Source organism: Intestinicryptomonas porci (assembly GCF_033971905.1).
In the GTDB taxonomy this organism is placed as follows: domain Bacteria; phylum Verrucomicrobiota; class Verrucomicrobiia; order Opitutales; family Intestinicryptomonadaceae; genus Intestinicryptomonas; species Intestinicryptomonas porci.
Genome location: NZ_JALBUT010000008.1, coordinates 88,288 through 108,109 on the forward strand (window position 1 = coordinate 88,288; position 19,822 = coordinate 108,109).

The 19,822-nt window shown below is 47.9% G+C and carries 13 protein-coding genes; 11 read left to right on the forward strand and 2 right to left on the reverse strand.

The window, feature by feature from the left end; genetic code table 11:
* Nucleotides 1-21 precede the first annotated feature (21 nt).
* On the forward strand, nucleotides 22-1,578 hold the full coding sequence (locus tag MOX91_RS07560) for a DUF4214 domain-containing protein (protein WP_370397477.1): 1,557 nt from the start codon (nucleotides 22-24) through the stop codon (nucleotides 1,576-1,578).
* Nucleotides 1,579-1,591: 13 nt separating this feature from the next.
* On the opposite strand, the gene MOX91_RS07565 is transcribed toward MOX91_RS07560, so the two are convergent.
* Together MOX91_RS07565 and MOX91_RS07570 are read right to left on the reverse strand one after the other, a co-directional pair.
* On the reverse strand, nucleotides 1,592-2,965 hold the full coding sequence (locus MOX91_RS07565; RefSeq protein WP_370397511.1) for a TrpB-like pyridoxal phosphate-dependent enzyme: 1,374 nt from the start codon (nucleotides 2,963-2,965) through the stop codon (nucleotides 1,592-1,594).
* A gap of 75 nt (nucleotides 2,966-3,040) precedes the next feature.
* A complete protein-coding gene (locus MOX91_RS07570; protein ID WP_370397478.1) occupies nucleotides 3,041-3,748 on the reverse strand; it encodes a hypothetical protein in 708 nt (235 codons plus the stop codon).
* A 68-nt stretch (nucleotides 3,749-3,816) separates the two neighbouring features.
* Here MOX91_RS07570 and MOX91_RS07575 point away from each other — a divergent pair, with 68 nt between their 5' ends.
* The 10 genes from MOX91_RS07575 to MOX91_RS07620 all read left to right on the forward strand — a co-directional run bounded on the left by MOX91_RS07575 (nucleotide 3,817) and on the right by MOX91_RS07620 (nucleotide 19,820).
* On the forward strand, nucleotides 3,817-8,241 hold the full coding sequence (locus MOX91_RS07575) for a hypothetical protein (RefSeq protein WP_370397479.1): 4,425 nt from the start codon (nucleotides 3,817-3,819) through the stop codon (nucleotides 8,239-8,241).
* 159 nt (nucleotides 8,242-8,400) lie between these two features.
* The gene (gene hemG, locus MOX91_RS07580) at nucleotides 8,401-9,765 is read left to right on the forward strand and encodes a protoporphyrinogen oxidase (RefSeq protein WP_370397480.1); all 1,365 of its coding nucleotides are present in this window, start codon (nucleotides 8,401-8,403) and stop codon (nucleotides 9,763-9,765) included.
* Nucleotides 9,762-10,709: a ferrochelatase gene (gene hemH / locus MOX91_RS07585; protein WP_370397481.1), complete on the forward strand. Its 948-nt coding sequence runs from the start codon at nucleotides 9,762-9,764 to the stop codon at nucleotides 10,707-10,709. The genes hemG and hemH overlap by 4 nt, the downstream gene beginning before the upstream one ends.
* Before the next feature lie 11 nt (nucleotides 10,710-10,720).
* Nucleotides 10,721-11,500: a hypothetical protein gene (locus tag MOX91_RS07590; RefSeq protein WP_370397482.1), complete on the forward strand. Its 780-nt coding sequence runs from the start codon at nucleotides 10,721-10,723 to the stop codon at nucleotides 11,498-11,500.
* Entirely contained in the window at nucleotides 11,497-13,755 is a 2,259-nt protein-coding gene (locus MOX91_RS07595; RefSeq protein ID WP_370397483.1) for a ribonuclease R family protein, read from the forward strand. The genes MOX91_RS07590 and MOX91_RS07595 overlap by 4 nt, the downstream gene beginning before the upstream one ends.
* Nucleotides 13,756-13,849: 94 nt before the next feature.
* Entirely contained in the window at nucleotides 13,850-14,581 is a 732-nt protein-coding gene (locus tag MOX91_RS07600; RefSeq protein WP_370397484.1) for a hypothetical protein, read from the forward strand.
* Between the two features lie 295 nt (nucleotides 14,582-14,876).
* Nucleotides 14,877-17,543, forward strand: coding sequence for an aconitate hydratase AcnA (gene acnA / locus MOX91_RS07605; RefSeq protein ID WP_370397485.1), 2,667 nt, complete (start codon nucleotides 14,877-14,879; stop codon nucleotides 17,541-17,543).
* 6 nt (nucleotides 17,544-17,549) lie between these two features.
* The gene (locus MOX91_RS07610) at nucleotides 17,550-18,038 is read left to right on the forward strand and encodes an STAS domain-containing protein (protein ID WP_370397486.1); all 489 of its coding nucleotides are present in this window, start codon (nucleotides 17,550-17,552) and stop codon (nucleotides 18,036-18,038) included.
* The gene (locus MOX91_RS07615; RefSeq protein ID WP_370397487.1) at nucleotides 18,035-19,471 is read left to right on the forward strand and encodes a PP2C family protein-serine/threonine phosphatase; all 1,437 of its coding nucleotides are present in this window, start codon (nucleotides 18,035-18,037) and stop codon (nucleotides 19,469-19,471) included. The genes MOX91_RS07610 and MOX91_RS07615 overlap by 4 nt, the downstream gene beginning before the upstream one ends.
* Nucleotides 19,472-19,511: 40 nt before the next feature.
* Nucleotides 19,512-19,820: a YbaB/EbfC family nucleoid-associated protein gene (locus MOX91_RS07620; protein WP_370397488.1), complete on the forward strand. Its 309-nt coding sequence runs from the start codon at nucleotides 19,512-19,514 to the stop codon at nucleotides 19,818-19,820.
* Nucleotides 19,821-19,822: the final 2 nt, after the last annotated feature.

Here is a 19,822-nt window from a genome sequence, read left to right on the forward strand (position 1 = left end):
AATTTAAATTGGTTTAATGCAATGGCGGTTTTTAGGTTTTTGCTTGTTATGTTTGCAAGCTTGTTTATGTTGCCGGTGTTTGCGAAAGCCGTTGTGAAAGAAGGCATGCGCGAGGTTTTGCAGTCGGTTTTAAATTCGGGGGAGGATTTGGTTTTGGAGCCGAACGTGGTTTATGAGCTTGACGGTGCGTTGAATTTCAAAAAAGAAAATCAAAAGCTTTACACAAAAGGCGCGAAAAATCCTTCGGAGTATGCCGTGTTGAGGCTTGTTTCGGATGTTCAGTCGCGGCTTTTAAACGGATTGGGCGTGCGGGGAGTTGTCGTTAAAAATGTTGTTTTCGACGGTTCGAAGTATTCCGAAAACAGGAAGGTTGGAATTCGCGATAGTTTGGTGCAGATGGGAGGTCGCGGCGGCGACAATCAGGTTGTTCAAAACTGTGTGTTTTTAAATTCCAGGGGGTGGTCGATGTTGCACGTTTTCGAGCCTGCCAAGAACATTGGCATCTTTGACAATTTTTTCTTTTCGTCGGGCGCGGATTGCCGCGGGTCGGGGGCGCATGCGGGAGAGTTTTTGCCTGTTTGGGGCGACGGAATTTCGCTTGCCTCGAAAAACTCCAAAGTCGAGGGTAACATAATCATAGATCCCACTGATGTCGGCATTGTGGTTTTTTGCGCGTCGGGTTCTTTGGTTAAAAGAAATGCTGTCGCCGCCGTTTCGCGGGAGGCTTTGGGCGGGATAAACATGGTTGACGCGGTTAAACATTATTTGATTTCCGACAAAAAATATGATTACCGAGGTGTTTGCGTCAGGGAAAATTTTGTGGAGGCGTTGGGGGCGCGCGTTCATATCGCGTATCCGATAGGAAAGCACATTTGGGGACCGGGCAAGAATGCGGGGAAGTCGGGCATAGTCCTGGTTGGCGGGGAGCTTTTGGAAAACGAGATGTCGGGCAAGTGCATGGGTTATGGCATTGCGGTTTCGGGGGCTGAAAATTTCATTGTAAAGGGAAATGTTTCAACTGCCAAATATTCGCGCATTGGAGACGGCTTGCGCTATAAACTTCCCGATGGTCCGTGCGCTTTCATATATGATTTTGAAACTGTCAAAGGCTGTGAATTGCAGCCTGAATTCAAGAAAAGCGTTTCGCATATCATTCATTTGCTTGCGTGCAATTTTGGTAAGAAGCGCGAAGATTTGGGCGGATTCAGAATGTACGGCTATGGAGATTTTGAGGCGGAGGGCGCGATAGAAACCGCGTATCTTGAAATGCTTTGCCGCGAGCCTTCCCTTTCTGAATTTGAATACTGGAAGGCCAAAATAAACGATGAACGGCTTTCAGCCGACGCAATCCGTTTAGAGCTTTTGAAGTCGGGCGAATTCAAGAAGCTTTTTGGCGATGTAAAGCCTTGCGATTTGCATTGTTTCAGGGCGGCGGTTTGGCTTAATTCGTTCTCGGAGTTGTCCGCAAAAAAAGAATGGGCTTTGGCAGACGCAAAAGACAGGATGAATATGCTTTGGCGCAGTGTTTCGGGCAGGGCAGACGGCGCAAAAAAAGGCGCGCAAAAACGCGCGCCATGAAAATTTGCATTTATCAGCCGACTTTCGGCAGGCGAGAGAGGCTTTCCTGCAATTCCGCGTCCGTCGGGATATAGTCGGTCATTTGGCGGTCGTTGTACTTTTGGTAGGCATACATGTCGAAATATCCCGTGCCTGTCAAGCCGAAGAGGATTGTTTTTGCTTCGCCCGTTTCTTTGCATTTCAAGGCTTCGTCCATTGCCGCTTTGATTGCGTGGCTGCTTTCGGGAGCCGGCAAAGTTCCTTCAACTCTCGCGAACTTAACGGCGGCTTCAAACACTGAAGTCTGGTCAACGGAAACTGCTTCCAACAGCTTGTCGTCGTAAAGCTGGGACAATATCGGGCTCATTCCGTGGTAGCGCAATCCGCCCGCGTGGTTTGCAGACGGCATAAATTCAGCACCGAGCGTGTACATTTTGGAAAGCGGGCAGACCATGCCCGTGTCGCAATAGTCATATGCAAATTTGCCGCGCGTAAGGCTTGGGCATGATGCCGGCTCTACTGCGATAAATCTGTAATCGGCTTCACCCCTTAATTTTTCGCCCATAAACGGCGCAATCAATCCGCCGAGGTTTGAACCGCCGCCCGCGCATCCGATTATTATGTCGGGCTTTATGCCGTATTTTTCAAGCGCGATTTTCGATTCAAGCCCAATTATCGACTGGTGCAGCATAACCTGGTTTAGCACCGAGCCCAAAACATAGCGGTAGCCGTCGGTGTTTGTTGCGGCTTCCACCGCTTCCGAAATCGCGCAACCGAGGCTTCCCGAAGTGTTGGGATGTTCCGACAAAATTTTCCTGCCGACCTGCGTGGTGTCTGAGGGCGAAGGCGTTACCGACGCTCCGTAAGTGCGCATTACTTCTCTTCTGAATGGTTTTTGCTCGTATGAGCACTTAACCATGTAAACTCTGCAGTCCAGCCCGAAAAATCCGCAAGCCATTGAAAGGGCAGTTCCCCACTGTCCCGCGCCCGTTTCGGTTGTCACGCCTTTCAGCCCCTGCTTTTTCGCGTAATAGGCTTGCGCGATTGCGGAATTGAGCTTATGGCTTCCCGAGGTGTTGTTGCCTTCAAATTTATAGTAAATTTTTGCGGGAGTTTTCAGCTCCTTTTCTAAAAAGTATGCTCTGATTAGCGGGGACGGGCGGTACATTTTATAGAAATCCAAAATTTCCGAGGGGATTTCCGTATATTGGTTTGTGTTGTCGAGTTCCTGCTTTACAAGCTCGCCGCAGAAGACTGCTTCGAGTTCGCCTGCCGTCATGGGCTTTAATGTTTGCGGGTTCAAAAGCGGGGCGGGCTTTTTTTTCATGTCCGCGCGCACGTTATACCACGCATTAGGCATTTCTTTTTCGTTTAAATAAATTTTGTATGGAATTTCGCTCATGGATATTTTTTTAATGATTGACCGCAGTCTTACTCAAAACTGTCTCTTTTTCAAATACAAAATTTTGCGCGGGGGCGTCTTTTAATTTTCAACGACCGGCAAAATCTGTTTTGTGTCAAGCGGAATGCTTTCTGATTTCGGAATGTTGGTTGAGAACACATAGAGTATCGCGCGCTCCGATTCGGTTCCGCCGAGCATTCTTTGAATCATGAGCTTTGGCTTTTTTCTTGTGTCTAATATTGAAATAAGCCCCATTTTGTATTTTCCCCTCATCGGGAAGTCCGCTTTCCAAATTTCAAACGAATTCAAAAAATGCAGCTTGTTTTTGTATGTTGCCCCAATCTTGTAAGGGGACAGATTTATTATTGCGGAGGAGCCGATTGGTATGTTTTCAAAAGAAATGTCGGCAACTTTGGTTTCGAGTTTTTCTTTTTCGGGGATAATTCCCAATACAAGGCTGTTTGATGAGGCGTTGAAAGTTGCCGCCTTTTCAAAATATTCCTTACCGTCTTCGAGCTTCCTGTAAAAAAGGTTTATCTTTTTGTTTTTTGCGACGGTGTATTTTTCTCCAAGCTGTTGTTTGGGCGCGAAATGAACGCGCGCATAGTATTCTCCGACTTGCGCGTAAAGGGCGGGCTGTGAATTTTCTTCCCCGAGCCAAATCAAATGAAATGCGGTTGTGTTTACGTTTGGTTTTGGCCAGGAATAATTTTCCAATACTCTGCTTTTTTCTGCCGATAAACAAAGCAGCGGCAATGTTGTCAAGATGGCAAGTAGCAATTTTTTCATTGATTTATTATATAAATATGTATTTACTATACATTAAATAAATTTTTACTACCATACCAATTACTATCATGCAATATAAAAACGTTAGAAAGCGCAAGGCGTTTGCGCTTGTGCTTGCCATAGGCGCGATGGCGTTTATGGTTTTGCTCACTCTTACGCTTTCGGCGATAATAAGTTCAAAATTGCGCATTTTAAACGCCCAAAAAGAACAGCGCATGGCGCGCGCAAATGCCCTCCTTGGATTGAGCGCGGCGGTTTCAAGTTTGCAGAAGTCTCTCGGCCCCGACATGGCAGTTTCAGCTCCTGCCACGATTTTGGACGCCGATCCCGACACAGTTAAAATAGACGATGTCCGCTCTCCGTTTTTGGTGGGGGCTTTCAAGGTAAACAGGGGCGATGAATTTTCCACTCCGCTTGAGTTGCAGGAAAAAAACAGGGAGTATGCCGACAGGCTGAAAAACAGGGAGTCTGTTTTTGATTTAAACGCGGTAAGCTGGCTTGTTTCGAGCAATGCGCCTGTTAGAAATCCCGCAACGCAGTCTTTGCGCGAACTTAACGGCGAGGTCGTGAAGCTTGCGGAATACAAGCAGCTTGAAGAGTATCCGAGCGACTTTGGAGGATTTGTGGAAGCCTCTTCGAAGTTGGGGGAAGTAGAGGTTTTGGCGGGAAAAATTCCGCTTAAAAACGGCTCTTACGCCTGGTGGGTGAGCGACGAGAGCGTCAAGGCGAAGATAAATCTGACACGTCCCGACACCTATCTTGACGGCGAGGACATGGGAGATGCCGCGTCTTTTTCCGCTCCCGCAGATGCGAGGATTGCGCAAATTTCAAATTTGGATTTCTTGGAAAGCCTTTCGAGATTGCAGCTTAATCCGTTTTTGCCGTCCTTTTCCAAAGAATCCGCCTTGGCTCTTAGAAAAATCAGCTCTTTGGACGAATTTTCAATTCTCGATTCAAGCCTGAAGGATTGGGCAAAGGACAACAAGGGCGACTATACGGCGGTATCCGCAGGCTTGCCCGTTGACGTTGCAAACGGCAGGCTTAAAGAGGATCTTACCGTATATTTGCAGACGGGAAAAGGGCTTAACGATTCCGACCCGATAATACGCGGAAGCGGAGATTCCGACCCCGACTATACGGGCGTCGATTTCGGGATTTCAGACTATTCGCAAAATATGCCGCGAATGGGGCTTTTGAAAGGCTTTGCAAATTTGGTTTCGGACGGCGAAAACGGGCGCACCCCGAAGTTTGAAACCGCAGTTGAGCCTCTCGGGCACAAATCAACCCCGTCGGAGGTTCAGCACGGTATTTTCCCCGTGGTTTCCGCCATAACATACCACTTCCAGCTTTTTTACGACAACAATTTGTCAACCGACAACAACATAAATTTATACCTCATGTTCTATCCGCGCGTCCGAATTTGGAATCCGCACAGCGTGAGGCTTGAAAGGTCCGACTATATTTTAAAAATCGGCTTGCCGTACACCATACAGGTGTTCGCCGCCGAAAGCCTCGTTAACGGAAGCAGCAACCGAAGAATAGGAGCGTTGATTGCCCGCGGCGACACAGAACGCTATTTGGTTGATCCTCAAAATGCGGAAACTGCATATTATTATAATCCGTATGCCGTTTTCAGCGCAGGCTCGTCTTACGGAACTTTTGAAAAGCATTTTACAGACGTTTTGAAAAACAGAATGTTAAAGAGAGGAAAGGGCGTCAGAAGCGGCGGCAATTTAAAAGACGAGGGAATGCCCGCCATCTCGCTTGGCATTAAAGATCTCGCGTTAAACCCGGGCGAAAATGTCGAGCTTACCATTCAGAAAACCGCGGAGTTTCGCGATTCCTCGTTCGGCAATGCCGACGGCATGGTGCGTTCGACAAACATAAATTCGCTTCCGTTGCTTGAGCCCGGAGTTGTGGCGCACCCGAGCGCGCGCACCATCGAGGCAAACAAGGGGGGGGCGTATTTTCCCGTAAATTCTGGGGCGAGGGTTTCCACAACCATTTCAAAGCAAAGCCTTTCTTCCGTTTGGGACAGCGATCCTTTCAGCATCTTAAAGCCGAGCGTGTTGCAGGCTTCAAAGCTTAAAACTCTCCACGCGAACTGGAGGGTTGTCCCGTCGTATTTTTTAAACAACGTAAGGGAGCAGGAGAAAACGAAATTCCCTCCGCGCCCAAGCTGTGAATTGTGGCGGGTTTCGGGCAAGAACGCTCCCGAGTTTTTGACTTCGATGGATTTTACCGCGTTAAACGAGGGTGGAAATCCGAATACCGCAAACGGCAAGGGCTTCTTTAATGACTACTGGTTTGTAGAGGGGCAGAACGAGCATAATTCAGTATTCATGCCTTACCGCTTTTCGACGGTTATCGGTTGGGACAATTCAATAATGAAAGAGTGGACAGGCTCTTCAGCGTACAGGGGATATTTCAGATACGGGGCGTTGGCGCAGCCTTCAAATTGCGGCTGGTATCAAATTGCATGCTCGATAGGCTACGGGCTTGCGGGCTACTTTCAAGATAGCGGAATTTACCAATGGGAAAACGGGGCGATGCCCGATTGCATATTGCCGAGAATTCCGAAAAAAAGCGAGCTTGTCGGCGGGGCTTTGGGAGTCAACACTTTTAATAACGGGACTTCTTTTGTATCGAATGTGGAAGCCAACACTGCTTTGGGTGTCGCGCCATACTACAATTTAAGCAGCGGTTCGAACAAGCCTTTCGGAATGCTGAAAGAGGGAAACTCCATCACTTATGACGACGCCCACAACGCAAAAAATTCCGACAAAAAAGAAAGTATTTTGATGATTTCCCATTCATGGGCGATGTGTTCTTATTCCGCGCCGAAGGGCTGGGGCGGAATATACAATTCTTCAAGAGTGTGGCCGTGGCCGATGCTTTCAAACTTCATGCGAGATAGCGGCGAGGCGTGCCGCGTTTACAAGCCGCACGGAATGGTTGCGCCTCTTGTCTGCCTGCAAAGCGACCCTCCGCGGAAATCGCTTTTGAGCGAAACTCACTTTGAAATTTCAAGCGGCACTTGGAACAGCTACAATCTCATTGACGAGAACGGAAAAATACCGAATAGCAGTGCGGTAAGGGGAAGCATGGACTGGATTTCAAATTATAGAAACACGGGCGACAGGTACTCTTCTTCCGACAGATACACTGCTCCCGTTTTGATGGACTGCAAAATTTCGGGCAGTTCTTTGAACAATACAGACTGGGCGTTGGTAATTCCGATATTCGATTATCCGCGCAACAAAGACGACATGATGAGCCTTGCCGCATTTTCAAACGCAAATCTTTCAATGTTTGTCTGGCAGCCGACTTTCGCCTTTGCCGAAGGCTTTGCAAATCCGTTCGTAAGGCGCGACGCGGTCATAAACAAAGCTGACAGCGTTCTTCACGAAAACGAGCTCATAGACATATCTTACCTTCTAAACGCTTCTGTTTGGGACAGGTTTTTCCTTTCGACTTTCCCGCAAAAGAACGCCCCGTCTGTCATAGAGGCGGGAATGCGCCTTCCCAACACCCGCAATTTTTTGGCGTCTGTGCCCGAAGACAAATCCGAGCTGTACGGCTCGGAGGACGCTCTTAAAAACGCCGCGAGATTTATTGCGGTTGACGGCGCGTTCAACGTAAATTCAACTTCGTACGAGGCGTGGAGGGCACTGCTTGGCGGGCTTTTGGGAACTCAAAAAAAATCTGTCCTTGAAGGCGATTATCCAAAGTCGGTAAATTCTTCCAATCCCGACGAATATTACATGCCGAATCCCGGCAACCTAAATCCGCTCTTGTCTCCGCAAGATGAAACTTTCAACTTCGGATTTAGAGACGCACAGGCAGGGCGCAACATCAGCAAGTCCGACATCGACCGCCTTGCGCGCGAGATTGTCGCCGAAGTCAAGCGCAGGGCGCCGTTTTTCAGCCTTGCCGACTTTGTGAACCGCCGCCTTATCCCGTATTCACAGGCAAAGTCCGACGAGAGTTTGAATTACCAGTCGCTCATGGGAACCATATCCGCCGCAATCGACCGTCTGGAAAACGATGACTTAAATTCAAACAAAAAGGGTACTTTTTACACCGATTTCAATTACCAAAAAAGAGAAGCCCTCACATCTCTTACAAATGTGAACAAGGTTTTTAAGGAGTACGAAAACAGCGAGGAGTTTGCGGAAAATTCATTCAGCACCGTTTTGGGCAAGAAATACCAGCGTTTCATGGGGCTTCCCGGCGCGGTTTTGAAGCAGTCGCAAATTTTAAACGCGATAGGCCCCATCATAACGGCGAGAGGGGACACTTTCACTGTCAGGGCGTTTGGCGAATACAAAAACCCGATGTCCGACTCTTCCGCAAAAATGTATTGCGAGGCCGTTGTCCAGCGTTCGGTCGAACCCGTTGAAAGCGGCGACGACAAGCTTTCCCCCCATGGGGCTTTCGGGCGCAAATTCAAAATCGTTTCATTCAGGTGGCTTTCCCCGAGCGAGTTGTAAAAAGCTTTTTATTCCGCCTTTTTTGACGATGATGCAAATAAGAAATTTCATTTCCGAGACATTCGATTTTATTGCGCGTTTCGGCATTTGGGAATTTTATTTTTATATTGAACATTCTTTTTTTGGTGTCATCTTAAAATAGAGAAAACAAGGTGTTTTATGGCTAAGAAAATTTTAATTGTCGGCGCGGGCATTTCGGGGCTTTGCGCGGCTTACGCATTGAAGAAAAAAGGCTTTGAGGTCGTCGTTTTGGAATCCAAGAGCAGGGCGGGCGGCGTCATCAACACTTTCAACGAAAGCGGATTCAGGGCTGAAAGCGGTTCAAATTCCGTCATGGTGCAGAGCGAAAAAACTTTGGATTTCATCGAAGAGCTCGGTTTGGCTCCGCGCATCGCAAATTCGAGCGAAGTTTCAAAGAAGCGTTTTTTCGTAAAAAACGGAAAAATTTGCGAAGTCCCTATGGGCCCCTTGAAAATGCTTCTAAGCCCCTTGTTTTCGCTTGCGGGAAAATTGCGCTTTTTGAAGGAGCCGAAAATCGCAAAGCATAGCCCTGATTCAGATCCGAGTGTCGCGCAGTTTACCATAGACCGCTTGGGGCAGGAAGCGTTGGATTACGGAATGAATCCTTTCATGGCGGGAATTTACGGCGGCAACCCCGAAAAGCTTTCGATGAAGCACGCCTTTCCCCCGTTTTGGAATTTGGAGCAGAAGTATGGCTCGATAATCAAGGGCGCGATGAAGGCGCGGAAGGAAAAAATCGCCGCGGGGAACTTCTTTAAGCCCATAATGATTTCCTTTAAAAACGGGCTTGTCGAGCTTGTCGATAAAATCAAGGATAGCTTGAAGGACGACATTGTTCTGAACGCGAAAATCGCGAGCGTAGATTACGACATGGGTTCGTGGCAGGTTTGCTGGACAAACGAAAGCTCCGACGACTGCGACGTGTTTAACGAAATTGTTTTTGCCGTACCCGCAAAGGAGATTTCAAAACTTCCGCTTCCGGGCGCGCTTTCGTCGCGTTTGGCGTTTTTGGATAAAATCGAATACGCGCCCGTGGTGTCGCTTACTCTCGGTTTTAAAAAAAGCGGCATTTCTCACAAACTCGACGGTTTTGGCGCGCTTGTTCCCGCGCTTGAAAGCAAGTACAGAATTTTGGGGGCATTGTTTGTTTCGAGCGTCTTTGAGGGGCGCGCGCCCGCAGATTGCGCAACCATTACCTGCTATATCGGCGGAATGCGCAATCCTTCGCTTTTCGACAAGAGCGACGAGGAATTGGAGTCCATTGCAATGGAGGATTTGGAAGCCCTTATAGGCTTGAAAGGAAAACCTATTTTTAAGAGGATTTTCCGCCACAAAAACGCAATCGCGCAGTACAATGTGGGCTATGGAGACATATTGGAAGAAATGCGCGAAGTTGAAAAAGATTTTCCCACAATCAAGCTTTTGGGCGCGTACCGCGGTGGCGTCGGCGTAAGCTCCTGCATTGAAAACGCTCTTGCGCTTGCAGGCAAAATAAGCCAATGAGTTTCGACGCGGCAGTCCTTGTGCATTTGGGTTGCCCGCGCGCGATGGAGCGCGGAGAGTGTGAAATTTTCCTGCGCGAATTTTTGGGGGACGGGAATGTGTTGAGCCTTCCATATCCCCTTCGCAAATTTTTGGCTTGGCGCATCGCGAAAAAACGCGCGGGGAGTTTTTCAGAAAAGTTGAAGGCTTGTGCGGAAAATTCCGACGATTTCGGGGTCTTGCCCGCGTCGCTTTCCCACGCCAAGAGTTTGGCAAAAAAGCTTTCCGCCAATTTGGGCGTCAGGGTTTTTGAAGCGGGCGTTTACGGCGGCGAAAACCTTGCGTCTTTGCGTAAAAAAATGGACGCGCAAAATTTATCAAAAGGCAGAATACTTTTTATCCCGTGTTATCCGCAGGTTGCAAGCTCGACGGTTTTCCCCGCCATTAGAGAAATTAAAAAACACTTTAATGCTGTCGATTTTAAAATCGCCGCAAGTTATGCGGAAATGTCGGAGTATGCGTCGGCAATCGCAAATTCCGTCTTGGAAAAAAAGGAAAATTTCGACGCCGTCATAACAAGCTTTCATTCTGTTCCGAAATCACAGCTTAAAATTTTTGACTATGAAGATGAATGCCAAAAATCGCATTTAAAAATACGCGAAAGGCTTGCTAATTTCAGGGTCGAGCTTGCCTACCAGTCCGCAATGAAATTCGGAAAATGGCTTGGCCCCGACGTTTTTTGCGTTGCCGAAAAACTCGCGAAAGAGGGCGCGAAAAACATTGCGGTTGTCTGCCCCGGGTTCTTTTGCGACTGCATTGAAACTTTGCTTGATATAAACAAAGACTTGCGCTCGCATTTCCTGAAATGCGGCGGAGAAAAATTTTCATACATAAACTGCTTGAACTCTTCGGAAAACCAGCTTAAACTGTTTGCCGAAATCATAAAAAGAGAAAGTTTTTTATAATGCCAGAAATTATGATTTTCCTTTTTTGCGCCGCCGCAATCTGCTATTTGCTTTCGGCGTCGGGGAGCTTTTCCGACTTGAAGAAAACCCGCGCCGCCGTGTGGGGCTTTTCGGTTGCGGGATTTTTGGCGCAGACTTTCGGCTTGGGCTTTATTGCCTTTAAGTTCGGGCGAATGCCCGTTGCGACCTCTTACGAATTGTCGGAGGCGATAGTTTGTGTTTCGGTTTTCTTTTTCATGGCGTCATCTCTTTTTTTCAGGATGAAGATAGGCGCGTTTTTGTTCTATTTGTTTGCGGCGGCGTTTTCGGTTTTGCCCGTATTATGCCCAAAGTTTTTCGAGGGCGTTTCGGCGGGGCGCGCGATGGGCGCATTGTCTTCTGTGCATGTCGTTTTGGCGGTTTCAAGCTACGCGCTCTTGGCATTTTCGGCGTCGCTTGGCGGAATGTACATGCTTTCGCGTCGGCTTATAAAGGGAAAGTCAAACAGCCTTGCGGCGCGGGGAAATCTTTCTCTTGAAAAAGTGGCGAGGCTTGGCAAGCAGGCTTTGTTTTCGGCAACGTTTCTTATGTTTTTTTCGATTTTGGCGGGAGGCTTTGCGGCTTTGGGCGCTGGGAGTGAAAATCTTGCCGCGCTGAAGTTGGCGGCGGGGGGCGTCTTGTTTTTGATGATGCTTCTTTTGAGCTTTTTTTCGAAATTTTTGACCGATATTACAAACGCAAGGCTTTGCGTTTTGCTTTTCGCGGTTTCAATACTGCTTTTAATTCCAATTGAAATGAGGACAATGCAATGAACAGGGAAATGCTATCTTTAAATATTTTGTCGCTTCTAAAAAGCAAGAGCTACGCTCCGTCCAATCTCGCGGGCATAGCCGCCGCGCTCAAATTGAAGCGCAAGGATTTTCCTGTTTTTCGCGACACCATCGAAAAAATGGTAAAAGAAGGCACCGTCGCCCACGTCAAAGGAGACAGGTACTGCGCCACAAAAGACTTGGGGCTTGTCGCGGGAACGATAGAATTCAAGCAGAGCGGCAGGGCGCAAATCCGTCTTGAAAACGGCGAAACAATTTCAGTGAGAAGCGAAGACACGGGTGTCGCGCTAAACGGAGACAAAGTGCTTGCGCGAATTTTGGACGAGCGGTTCGGTTCGCGCCGCAAGTTCCGCAACAGGGAAAAGGAAATGCCCGTTTCGCAGAAATATGCGAGGGTAATCCGCATAATCGAGCGCAAGCTCACGACCGTAATCGGCACTTTGGCGCGTTCGATGAATTTCTGGCACGTTGTGGCTGACGACCCCAAATTCTTTTACGACATTATAGTGGCAGACCCCAAAAAAAGCGGCATAAAACCTGTTCCCGAAGAGGGCGACAAGGTTGTGGTGAAGCTTTTTGAATGGACGCAAAAGCACATAAATCCTTCGGGGGAAATTGTAGAAAATTTGGGCAAGAGCCACACTCCGATGTCGGAATACAAGGCGATTTTGATTAAGTACGCGCTTGAAACGGAATTTCCGAGCGAAGTTTTGGACGAAGTGAAAGCTCTTCCGCAAGAAGTTTCTGAAAAAGACATCGAGGGCAGGCTGGACTTGCGAAACGAGTTTGTAATTACCATCGACCCGAGCGATGCAAAGGACTTCGACGACGCCCTTTCATTCAAGCGCCTGCCAAACGGCATATTGGAAATAGGCGTCCACATTGCCGACGTCTCTTACTATGTAAAGCCAAAGACCGCGCTTGACAAGGAAGCGCGCAACAGGGGCAACTCGACATATCTCGTTGGCACGGTTTTGCCGATGCTGCCATTCGAGCTTTCAAACGGATTATGCAGTTTGGTCGAAGACAAGGACAGGCTTGTAAAGAGCGTCTTTTTGGAGTTTGACGCCGCGGGGGACTGCAAGAAAGTACGCTTTGCAAATTCCGTGATACGAAGCTCCAAGCGTTTGACTTACGAGCAGGCTTACGCTTTCTTGAAGGAAAACGACTTAAACATAATAAAGGCAGTCCGCCCGCCTGCGGAATATTCCACGGGTTCGACGGGAAAGCCATTGGACGAGTTTGATGACGCGTTTTTGCAGAAATTGCGCACAACCATAAGGCAGATGTGGGGCTTGGCTTCCATTCTTCGCAAGAAACGTATGCGCAAGGGAAGCTTTGACTTGGAAATGCCCGAAATCAGGATTTTCTGCGATGAGCAGGGCTATGCCCAAAAAATCGTCCGCAGGGAAAATGACGAAAGCCACCAGCTTGTCGAAGAGTTTATGCTTGCGGCAAACGAGGCGGTTGCCCGCGAACTGTTTGAATTTCATATTCCGTTCATATCGCGCGTCCACGACGACCCCGAAGAGGAGAAGCTTTTGGACTTGCGCGAATATTTGGAGCCTTTCGGAATTTTTTGCGGGGATTTGACAAGGCGCAGGGAAATCGTGAAAACGCTTGCGGCAATTTCAAGCCATCCGCAAAGCTATATTTTAAAGACGCAGTTCTTAAAGAGCTTAAAAAGGGCAGTGTACAGGGCATCTCCCGACGGGCACTTCGGGCTTATGAAGCACTATTACGCCCATTTTACCTCTCCGATAAGACGATATGCCGATTTTACCGTCCACAGGGCGTTGAACTTTTACATGCAGAAAATGAAGCTTGCGACTGCGCCGAAAGGCAGAATGTCTATGGACTCCCAAGCCGCTCTCGAAGGCATTGCAAACCATATTTCAAAGACGGAGCAAAATTCCACGGACGCCGAACGCGAATCCAAAAAAGTAAAGCTTTTGGAATTTTTCGAGCGCAAGATAGGAACCAATGAAACTTTCGAGGCGGTGGTGACGGCAATGTCTTCGCACGGATTTTTCGTCGAGCTTACGGAGTCGATGGCTTATGGTTTCGTGCATACCCACACCTTGCACGATGATATTTACCGCCTGAATGCCGAAGGCACTGTAATGCGCGGGCGCAAGACGGGCAAAACCATAAAGGCAGGCGATAAAATTAAGGTTTATGTGGAATCTGTCGATTTGTTTAAGCGGCAAATCGATTTCGCAAAATCGGAAAGTTGATTTTTTTGAAAAAAAAACTTGAATATTTAAGCTCAAGCAACTAATCTTTTATCAAAATTAGTCTTAAAGACGAAATATTTTTGAAAGGAATAAAATGAAAAACTTAAAAACTACTTTGGTATCGATGGCGGCTCTTTCTGCTGCTGCTTTCACTTCTTTTGCGCAGGAGCAGGCTCAGCCTGCGGCAGCGGCTCCCGAAGCTTCGGCTGTCCAGCCCGCTTCCAATGCGGTTTCAACTACAGTAAATACAAAATTCGGTAAACTCAAAATTACGACTATTAAAGGCGTCGATTCTGACGTCATTTCTGTCGTAACTCCGAACTTGCCCGCAAAAGTAAATGAAGTTGAACTTGTACACACTTTGGTTGCCGTTGTAATGTCTATTACTGACGATATTAAGCATCAAGACGCCTTGAAGGCTTTTGCGGCTTCCGTTTCGACTTTGAACTTGGGTGAAATGGGTGGAAAATCCGTAACTTTGAACGCAACATTCCCGAAAGCGGGCAATCCGAATTTGGAACTTTTGGTTGGCAAGTCCGTTGTTGAATTTGCTCCGGAAATCACAACTGCGGGCGAAGTTAAGGGCGATGTTGTCGTAACTGACGAACGCGGCGCAAAAACATCGACTGCTGTTGATGTCAAGTCAACTCCTGCAGGTGTTTCAGGCACGGTTGGCGGTTCAAACGTAACAGCTTCCACGCCTTCTGTTTCGCAGACTGAAGCGGCTCCCGTTTCAGTTCCCGACGCACAGGAAGCAATTTCAACCACCAATGATTCGGTAAACGATACAGTTGGAGACGGTAAGGGTATTTCTCCCGAAGCTTAATTGAAAAAGAATTTTATAAAAAGACTCCTCTTTTGGGGAGTCTTTTTTTATATCTTCTATTTGGAGATATGGGAAGAGCCTTGAAAAATATTTTTTGTTTAAAAATTTTTAATTTATTTCAGAAAAAACAACCGCATAGAAGAACTTGAAATTTTTAGAATTTTTTTAGTTTATTTTTGCCGAATTTTTTTGAAGTTTGCCCCATTTTCATTGCGCAAAAAAATATCAAATATTGTTTGATTTTTTGGGGGCTTTTGGCAATATTTTGTCTCAATAAATTTGCAAAAAATTATTTATGAAAAATCCACTTAATTGTTTAAAGGAATTTAAATCTTTGTCTTCGGGCAAATCGGGTTATATTTACAGTTTAAAAGAGCTTGAAAAGCAGGGTATCGGCAATTTGAAGAGATTGCCCGTAAGTATAAAAATCGTTCTTGAAAGCGTGCTTCGCAACTGCGACGGGGTTTTGGCAAATGAAGGCGACGTAAAGCGTTTGGCAAACTGGAACGCAAAACAGCCGGGCGACTATGAAGTGCCTTTTGTCGTTTCGCGAATTGTATTGCAGGATTTTACGGGCGTTCCCCTTTTGGTGGATTTGGCGGCAATGCGCGACGCCGCGGCGCGACAGGGCAAAGACCCATCGGTTGTCGAGCCTCTCGTTCCCGTTGATTTGGTTGTGGACCACTCCGTACAAATGGATAGCGCGGGCAGTGCAAATTCTTACAACATCAATTTGGACTTGGAATTTAAGCGCAATTCTGAGCGTTATGAATTTTTGAAATGGGGTCAGCAGGCGTTTAAGACGTTTTCAGTGGTTCCCCCGTCAACAGGAATTATCCACCAGGTAAATTTGGAATATCTTGCAAGGCTTGTTTTTGAAAGCCAAGTCGATGGCAAGACTTTGTTTTACCCCGACACTCTCGTAGGTACGGATTCGCATACGACAATGATTAACGGCTTGGGCGTTGTCGGCTGGGGTGTGGGCGGCATTGAGGCGGAAGCGGGAATGCTGGGTCAGCCTGTTTCATTCAAAGTTCCCGAAGTCATCGGCGTGCGCGTTTTCGGAAAGTTAAATGACGGCGTGAGCGCGACGGACATCGCCCTTACCGTGACGCAGATTTTAAGAAATGAAAAAGTCGTAGGCAAGTTCGTTGAATTTTTCGGCGAAGGTGCGAAGATGCTTCCTCTTGCAGACAGGGCGACAATCGCAAACATGGCTCCCGAATACGGGGCTACGATGGGCTACTTCCCCGTCGATGAAAAAACGCTCGAATACATGCGCCTTTCGGGCAGGAGCGAAGAGCAAATTTCGCTCATCAAAGACTATTTTGAAGAGCAAGGCATATTCGGCATCCGCGAAGACGGCGAATGCGACTATACGAAAGTTGTCGATTTGGACTTGTCAAAAATACGCCCGTGCGTCGCGGGTCATAAACGCCCGCAGGACAGAATAGAATTGCCCGACCTGAAAAAGAGCGTTTCCGCGCTTTTGGAGCAGTCGGGGAAAAGCTCCTCCCAAAAAGTTTCCACCAACAAGGGCGAAATTTCAAACGGAAGCGTTTTGATTGCGGCAATCACAAGCTGCACGAACACTTCAAACCCGTCGGTTATAATCGCGGCGGCGTTGCTTGCAAAGAAGGCGTGCGAATTCGGATTGAAGCCTCCGAGCTATGTAAAGACTTCGTTTGCTCCCGGGTCGAGGGTGGTTTCCGACTATCTTGAATGCGCGGGTCTGCAAAAATATTTGGATGAAATCGGATTTAATCTCGCGGGCTATGGGTGCGCGACTTGCATCGGAAATTCGGGACCTCTTGAAGAAAGCGTTTCGAAAGCGGTCAAGGAAAACGATTTGCTTTGCGCGAGCGTTTTGAGCGGCAACCGCAATTTTGAAGCCCGCGTCCATGCGCAAATCAAGGCAAACTATCTGATGAGTCCGCAGCTTGTCGTGGCTTTCGCCCTTGCGGGCAGGGTCGATATTGACATGGAAAGCGAGCCTGTCGGCGTTTCAAAAGACGGCAAGGCTGTTTATTTGAAGGATATAATGCCTTCAAGCAGGGAAGTCGAAGAGTGCATGGCAAACTGCATAAAAAAAGAGATGTTTGCAAAACGCTACTCTGACATGTCGGGCCCCAAGCTTTGGCAGGCTGTCGAAAGCCCCGAAGGTGCGCTTTACAAGTGGAACGAAAAAAGCACTTACATTCAAAATCCGCCGTTCTTTGACGCCTTCACCATGGGCGAGACGACCTTGCCCAGCTTGAATTCCTTGCGCGCGCTTGCAATTTTCGGGGATTCGGTTACTACCGACCACATTTCTCCCGCAGGGTCGATTTTGCCCGAAAGCCCCGCAGGCAGGTATTTGCGCGAAAACGGCGTGGAAGTGAAGGACTTTAATTCCTTCGGTTCGAGGCGCGGCAATGACAGGGTAATGGCGCGCGGAACTTTCGCAAACGTAAGAATTAAAAACTTGATTGCAGGCGGCGTTGAAGGCGGCTACACGAAAATCGACGGAGAGGGCGAAAATGTTTACATTTTTGACGCATGCCAAGCTTATGCGGCTCAAAACCGCGGGCTTATTGTTTTCGGCGGGCGCGACTACGGCATGGGGTCTTCGCGCGACTGGGCGGCAAAGGGTACGTCTTTGCTTGGGGTTCGCGCTGTTGTGGCAAAGTCATTTGAAAGAATACACCGCAGCAATCTTATTGGAATGGGTATCCTTCCCTTTGAGTTCGCGTCAGGAGAGGACGCTTCAACGCTTAAGCTTGACGGCACTGAAACTTTCTCGATTTCCGGTTTGGAAGGCGGCATAACGCCGGCTATGAGCGCGAAGCTTAAAATCGAGCGTAAGGACGGAACTGTCGATTTTGCAAATCTGCTCCTTAGAATTGATACGCCTGTTGAAGTTGAATACTACAAGCGCGGCGGCATTTTGCCGTATGTCCTCAAAAAGATTTTGGAAAAGTAGAAGTCTATGGAGAACTCCGCAAAATATTTGGTCAAGATTGATTCCTGCAAGGCTTGCTTGGAGGTTGTAGGTCGCGCCACATATTTGAACTGCAAGCCTGTCGGGGAGTTTTTCGACTTTGCGCAGTCGCGCGGTTGCGACGAGTTTTTCATTGATTTTTCAAAATGCACCGGAATGGACAGCACCTTTATGGGTATGATTGCAGGTCTTGCCTTAAAGCTTGCAAAAAACGGCAAGCCTGACGCCGTAAATCTCTGCTCTTTGGAGGGGCGCAATTTGGAGCTTATTGAAAATCTCGGTCTTGATAGCATCGTTAAGATTTCTGACTGCGCGGATTTTAATTCAGGCAGGGAAGGCTTGACACCAAATCCCGTTTCAAAGCCTGAAATATTGGATGCCCACAAAAACCTGATAGAGGCAAATCCCGCAAACGCGAAAGACTTTCAGGACATTGTAAAGTTTATGCAAAAAGAGTTGGAGCGCGGCGGCCAATGACGACGGGGGCTTACTGCACGGTTTTGGTTTTTGCAATCCTCTTTGCGTGGATGTTGTGGCGCAAAGACAAGGAAGTGCGCGATCTTAGAAAAGAGCTTGAATCGGTTGGCGAAGAAAATGACATCGTGCTTGACTTCATGCACAAAATCGTTGCCGAAGTCGCTTCGGGGGCTGACAAGCACTCGGTGTATTTGCGCATTTTGCGCTCGATTACTTTGGCTTGCGGCGCGACGAGCGCGTGCATTTACGAGCGTAACTCAAAAAATAATTTGGTGGCTGTCGAAAGCGACGGCTTGTTCCCGCCCCAGCGCGAGATAAATCCGCTAATGCTGAAAACCGCAAGATCGAGGGCGGATTTCATAGACAAAATTTTAAAGGGCGAGGAGCTTGAGCCCTATGAGGGCATAATCGGGCAGGCGTCGGAAAGCGGTGAGCCTGTTTTCATCAAGCGCGCGGAGAGCAGTGCAAGGGTCGTAAACCACAAGGACGCGGCTTTGAGAATTACCTCGATTATGGCAATTCCGATGATGTTCAGGGGCGAGTTTTACGGCGTTTTGGCGTTGGCGAACCCGATAGGCGGCGAGTATTTTTCAGATCTCGATTTTTCCATCGCTTGCTCCATTGCCGACCAGTCCGCGCTTTCTCTTTACAGTATAAACGCCTTTAACCAGCTTGTCGAAAAGAGCAAAATGGATAGCGACCTGACTCTTGCAAAAAGCGTGCAAAGCTACATTCTTCCCGAAAAATTGTGTAGCATAAACGGTTTTGACAGCGCGGCAAGATATATGCCCCAGCAGAAAGTCGGAGGGGATTTTTACGACACCTTTGATTTGGGCAGGGGGAAAATCGGGGCTGTTATCGGAGATGTTTCAGGAAAGGGCGTTTCAGCCGCAATCATTATGGCGATATGCCAGTCAAAACTGCGCTATTTGGCAAGCCGTTATTCTTCGCCATCCGAAACGCTGAAAGCACTTAATTCCGAAATGGTGGTTGCAATGCGTTCCGATATGTTCGTCACAATGGTTTACGCAATTTTCGACACCACCAAAAATAAGGTGTCTATTGCGAGGGCGGGGCATGAGAAGCCCCTTGTTTTCAGCGCGGAAGCAGGCGTTGCGGACTTTGTGAAGTCGAAGGGCATTGCAATCGGAATGGTTTCTTCCGAAATTTTTGATTGCGCGATTTACGACGTGGAGCGACCGTTCGGCGTTGGGGACGTGATGATGCTTTATTCGGACGGAGTGACCGAAGCCGTAAATCCCGACGGCGAAGAATTTTCAACGGGGCGTTTGAAAAACGTTCTCGAAAAAACCGCATCGCTTGCGGCGGACGAGATAAACGAATTTGTAACGCGCGAAGTCGCAAAATTCTCCTGCAAATCGCGTCCGACGGACGACGATTTCACTCTTCTTACAATAAAGCGCGTTGGTTGATTTTTTTTAGTTAAAACTCAAAATAGAATGGATAAACATTATGCCGGGTGTAGGTAAATTATTAAAACAGGCTCAGAAAATGCAAAAGGCAATGGAGGCGGTTCAAGCCGACTTGTCCGCAAAGGAAATAGAAGTGTCGTCGGGCGGCGGCGCGGTTAAAGTCGTGGTTGACGGGCATGGCGCGGTAAAAAGCTTGAAGCTTGACGGAGAGTTTTTGAAAGAGGGCGCGGAAGTTGTCGAAAGCGCGATTTTGGAAGCCATAAACGAGGCTTGCGCAAAGGCAAAGAGCGAAAGCGAAGCCGAAATGTCGAAAATCACGGGCGGATTTTCAATGCCCGGCTTATTCTGATT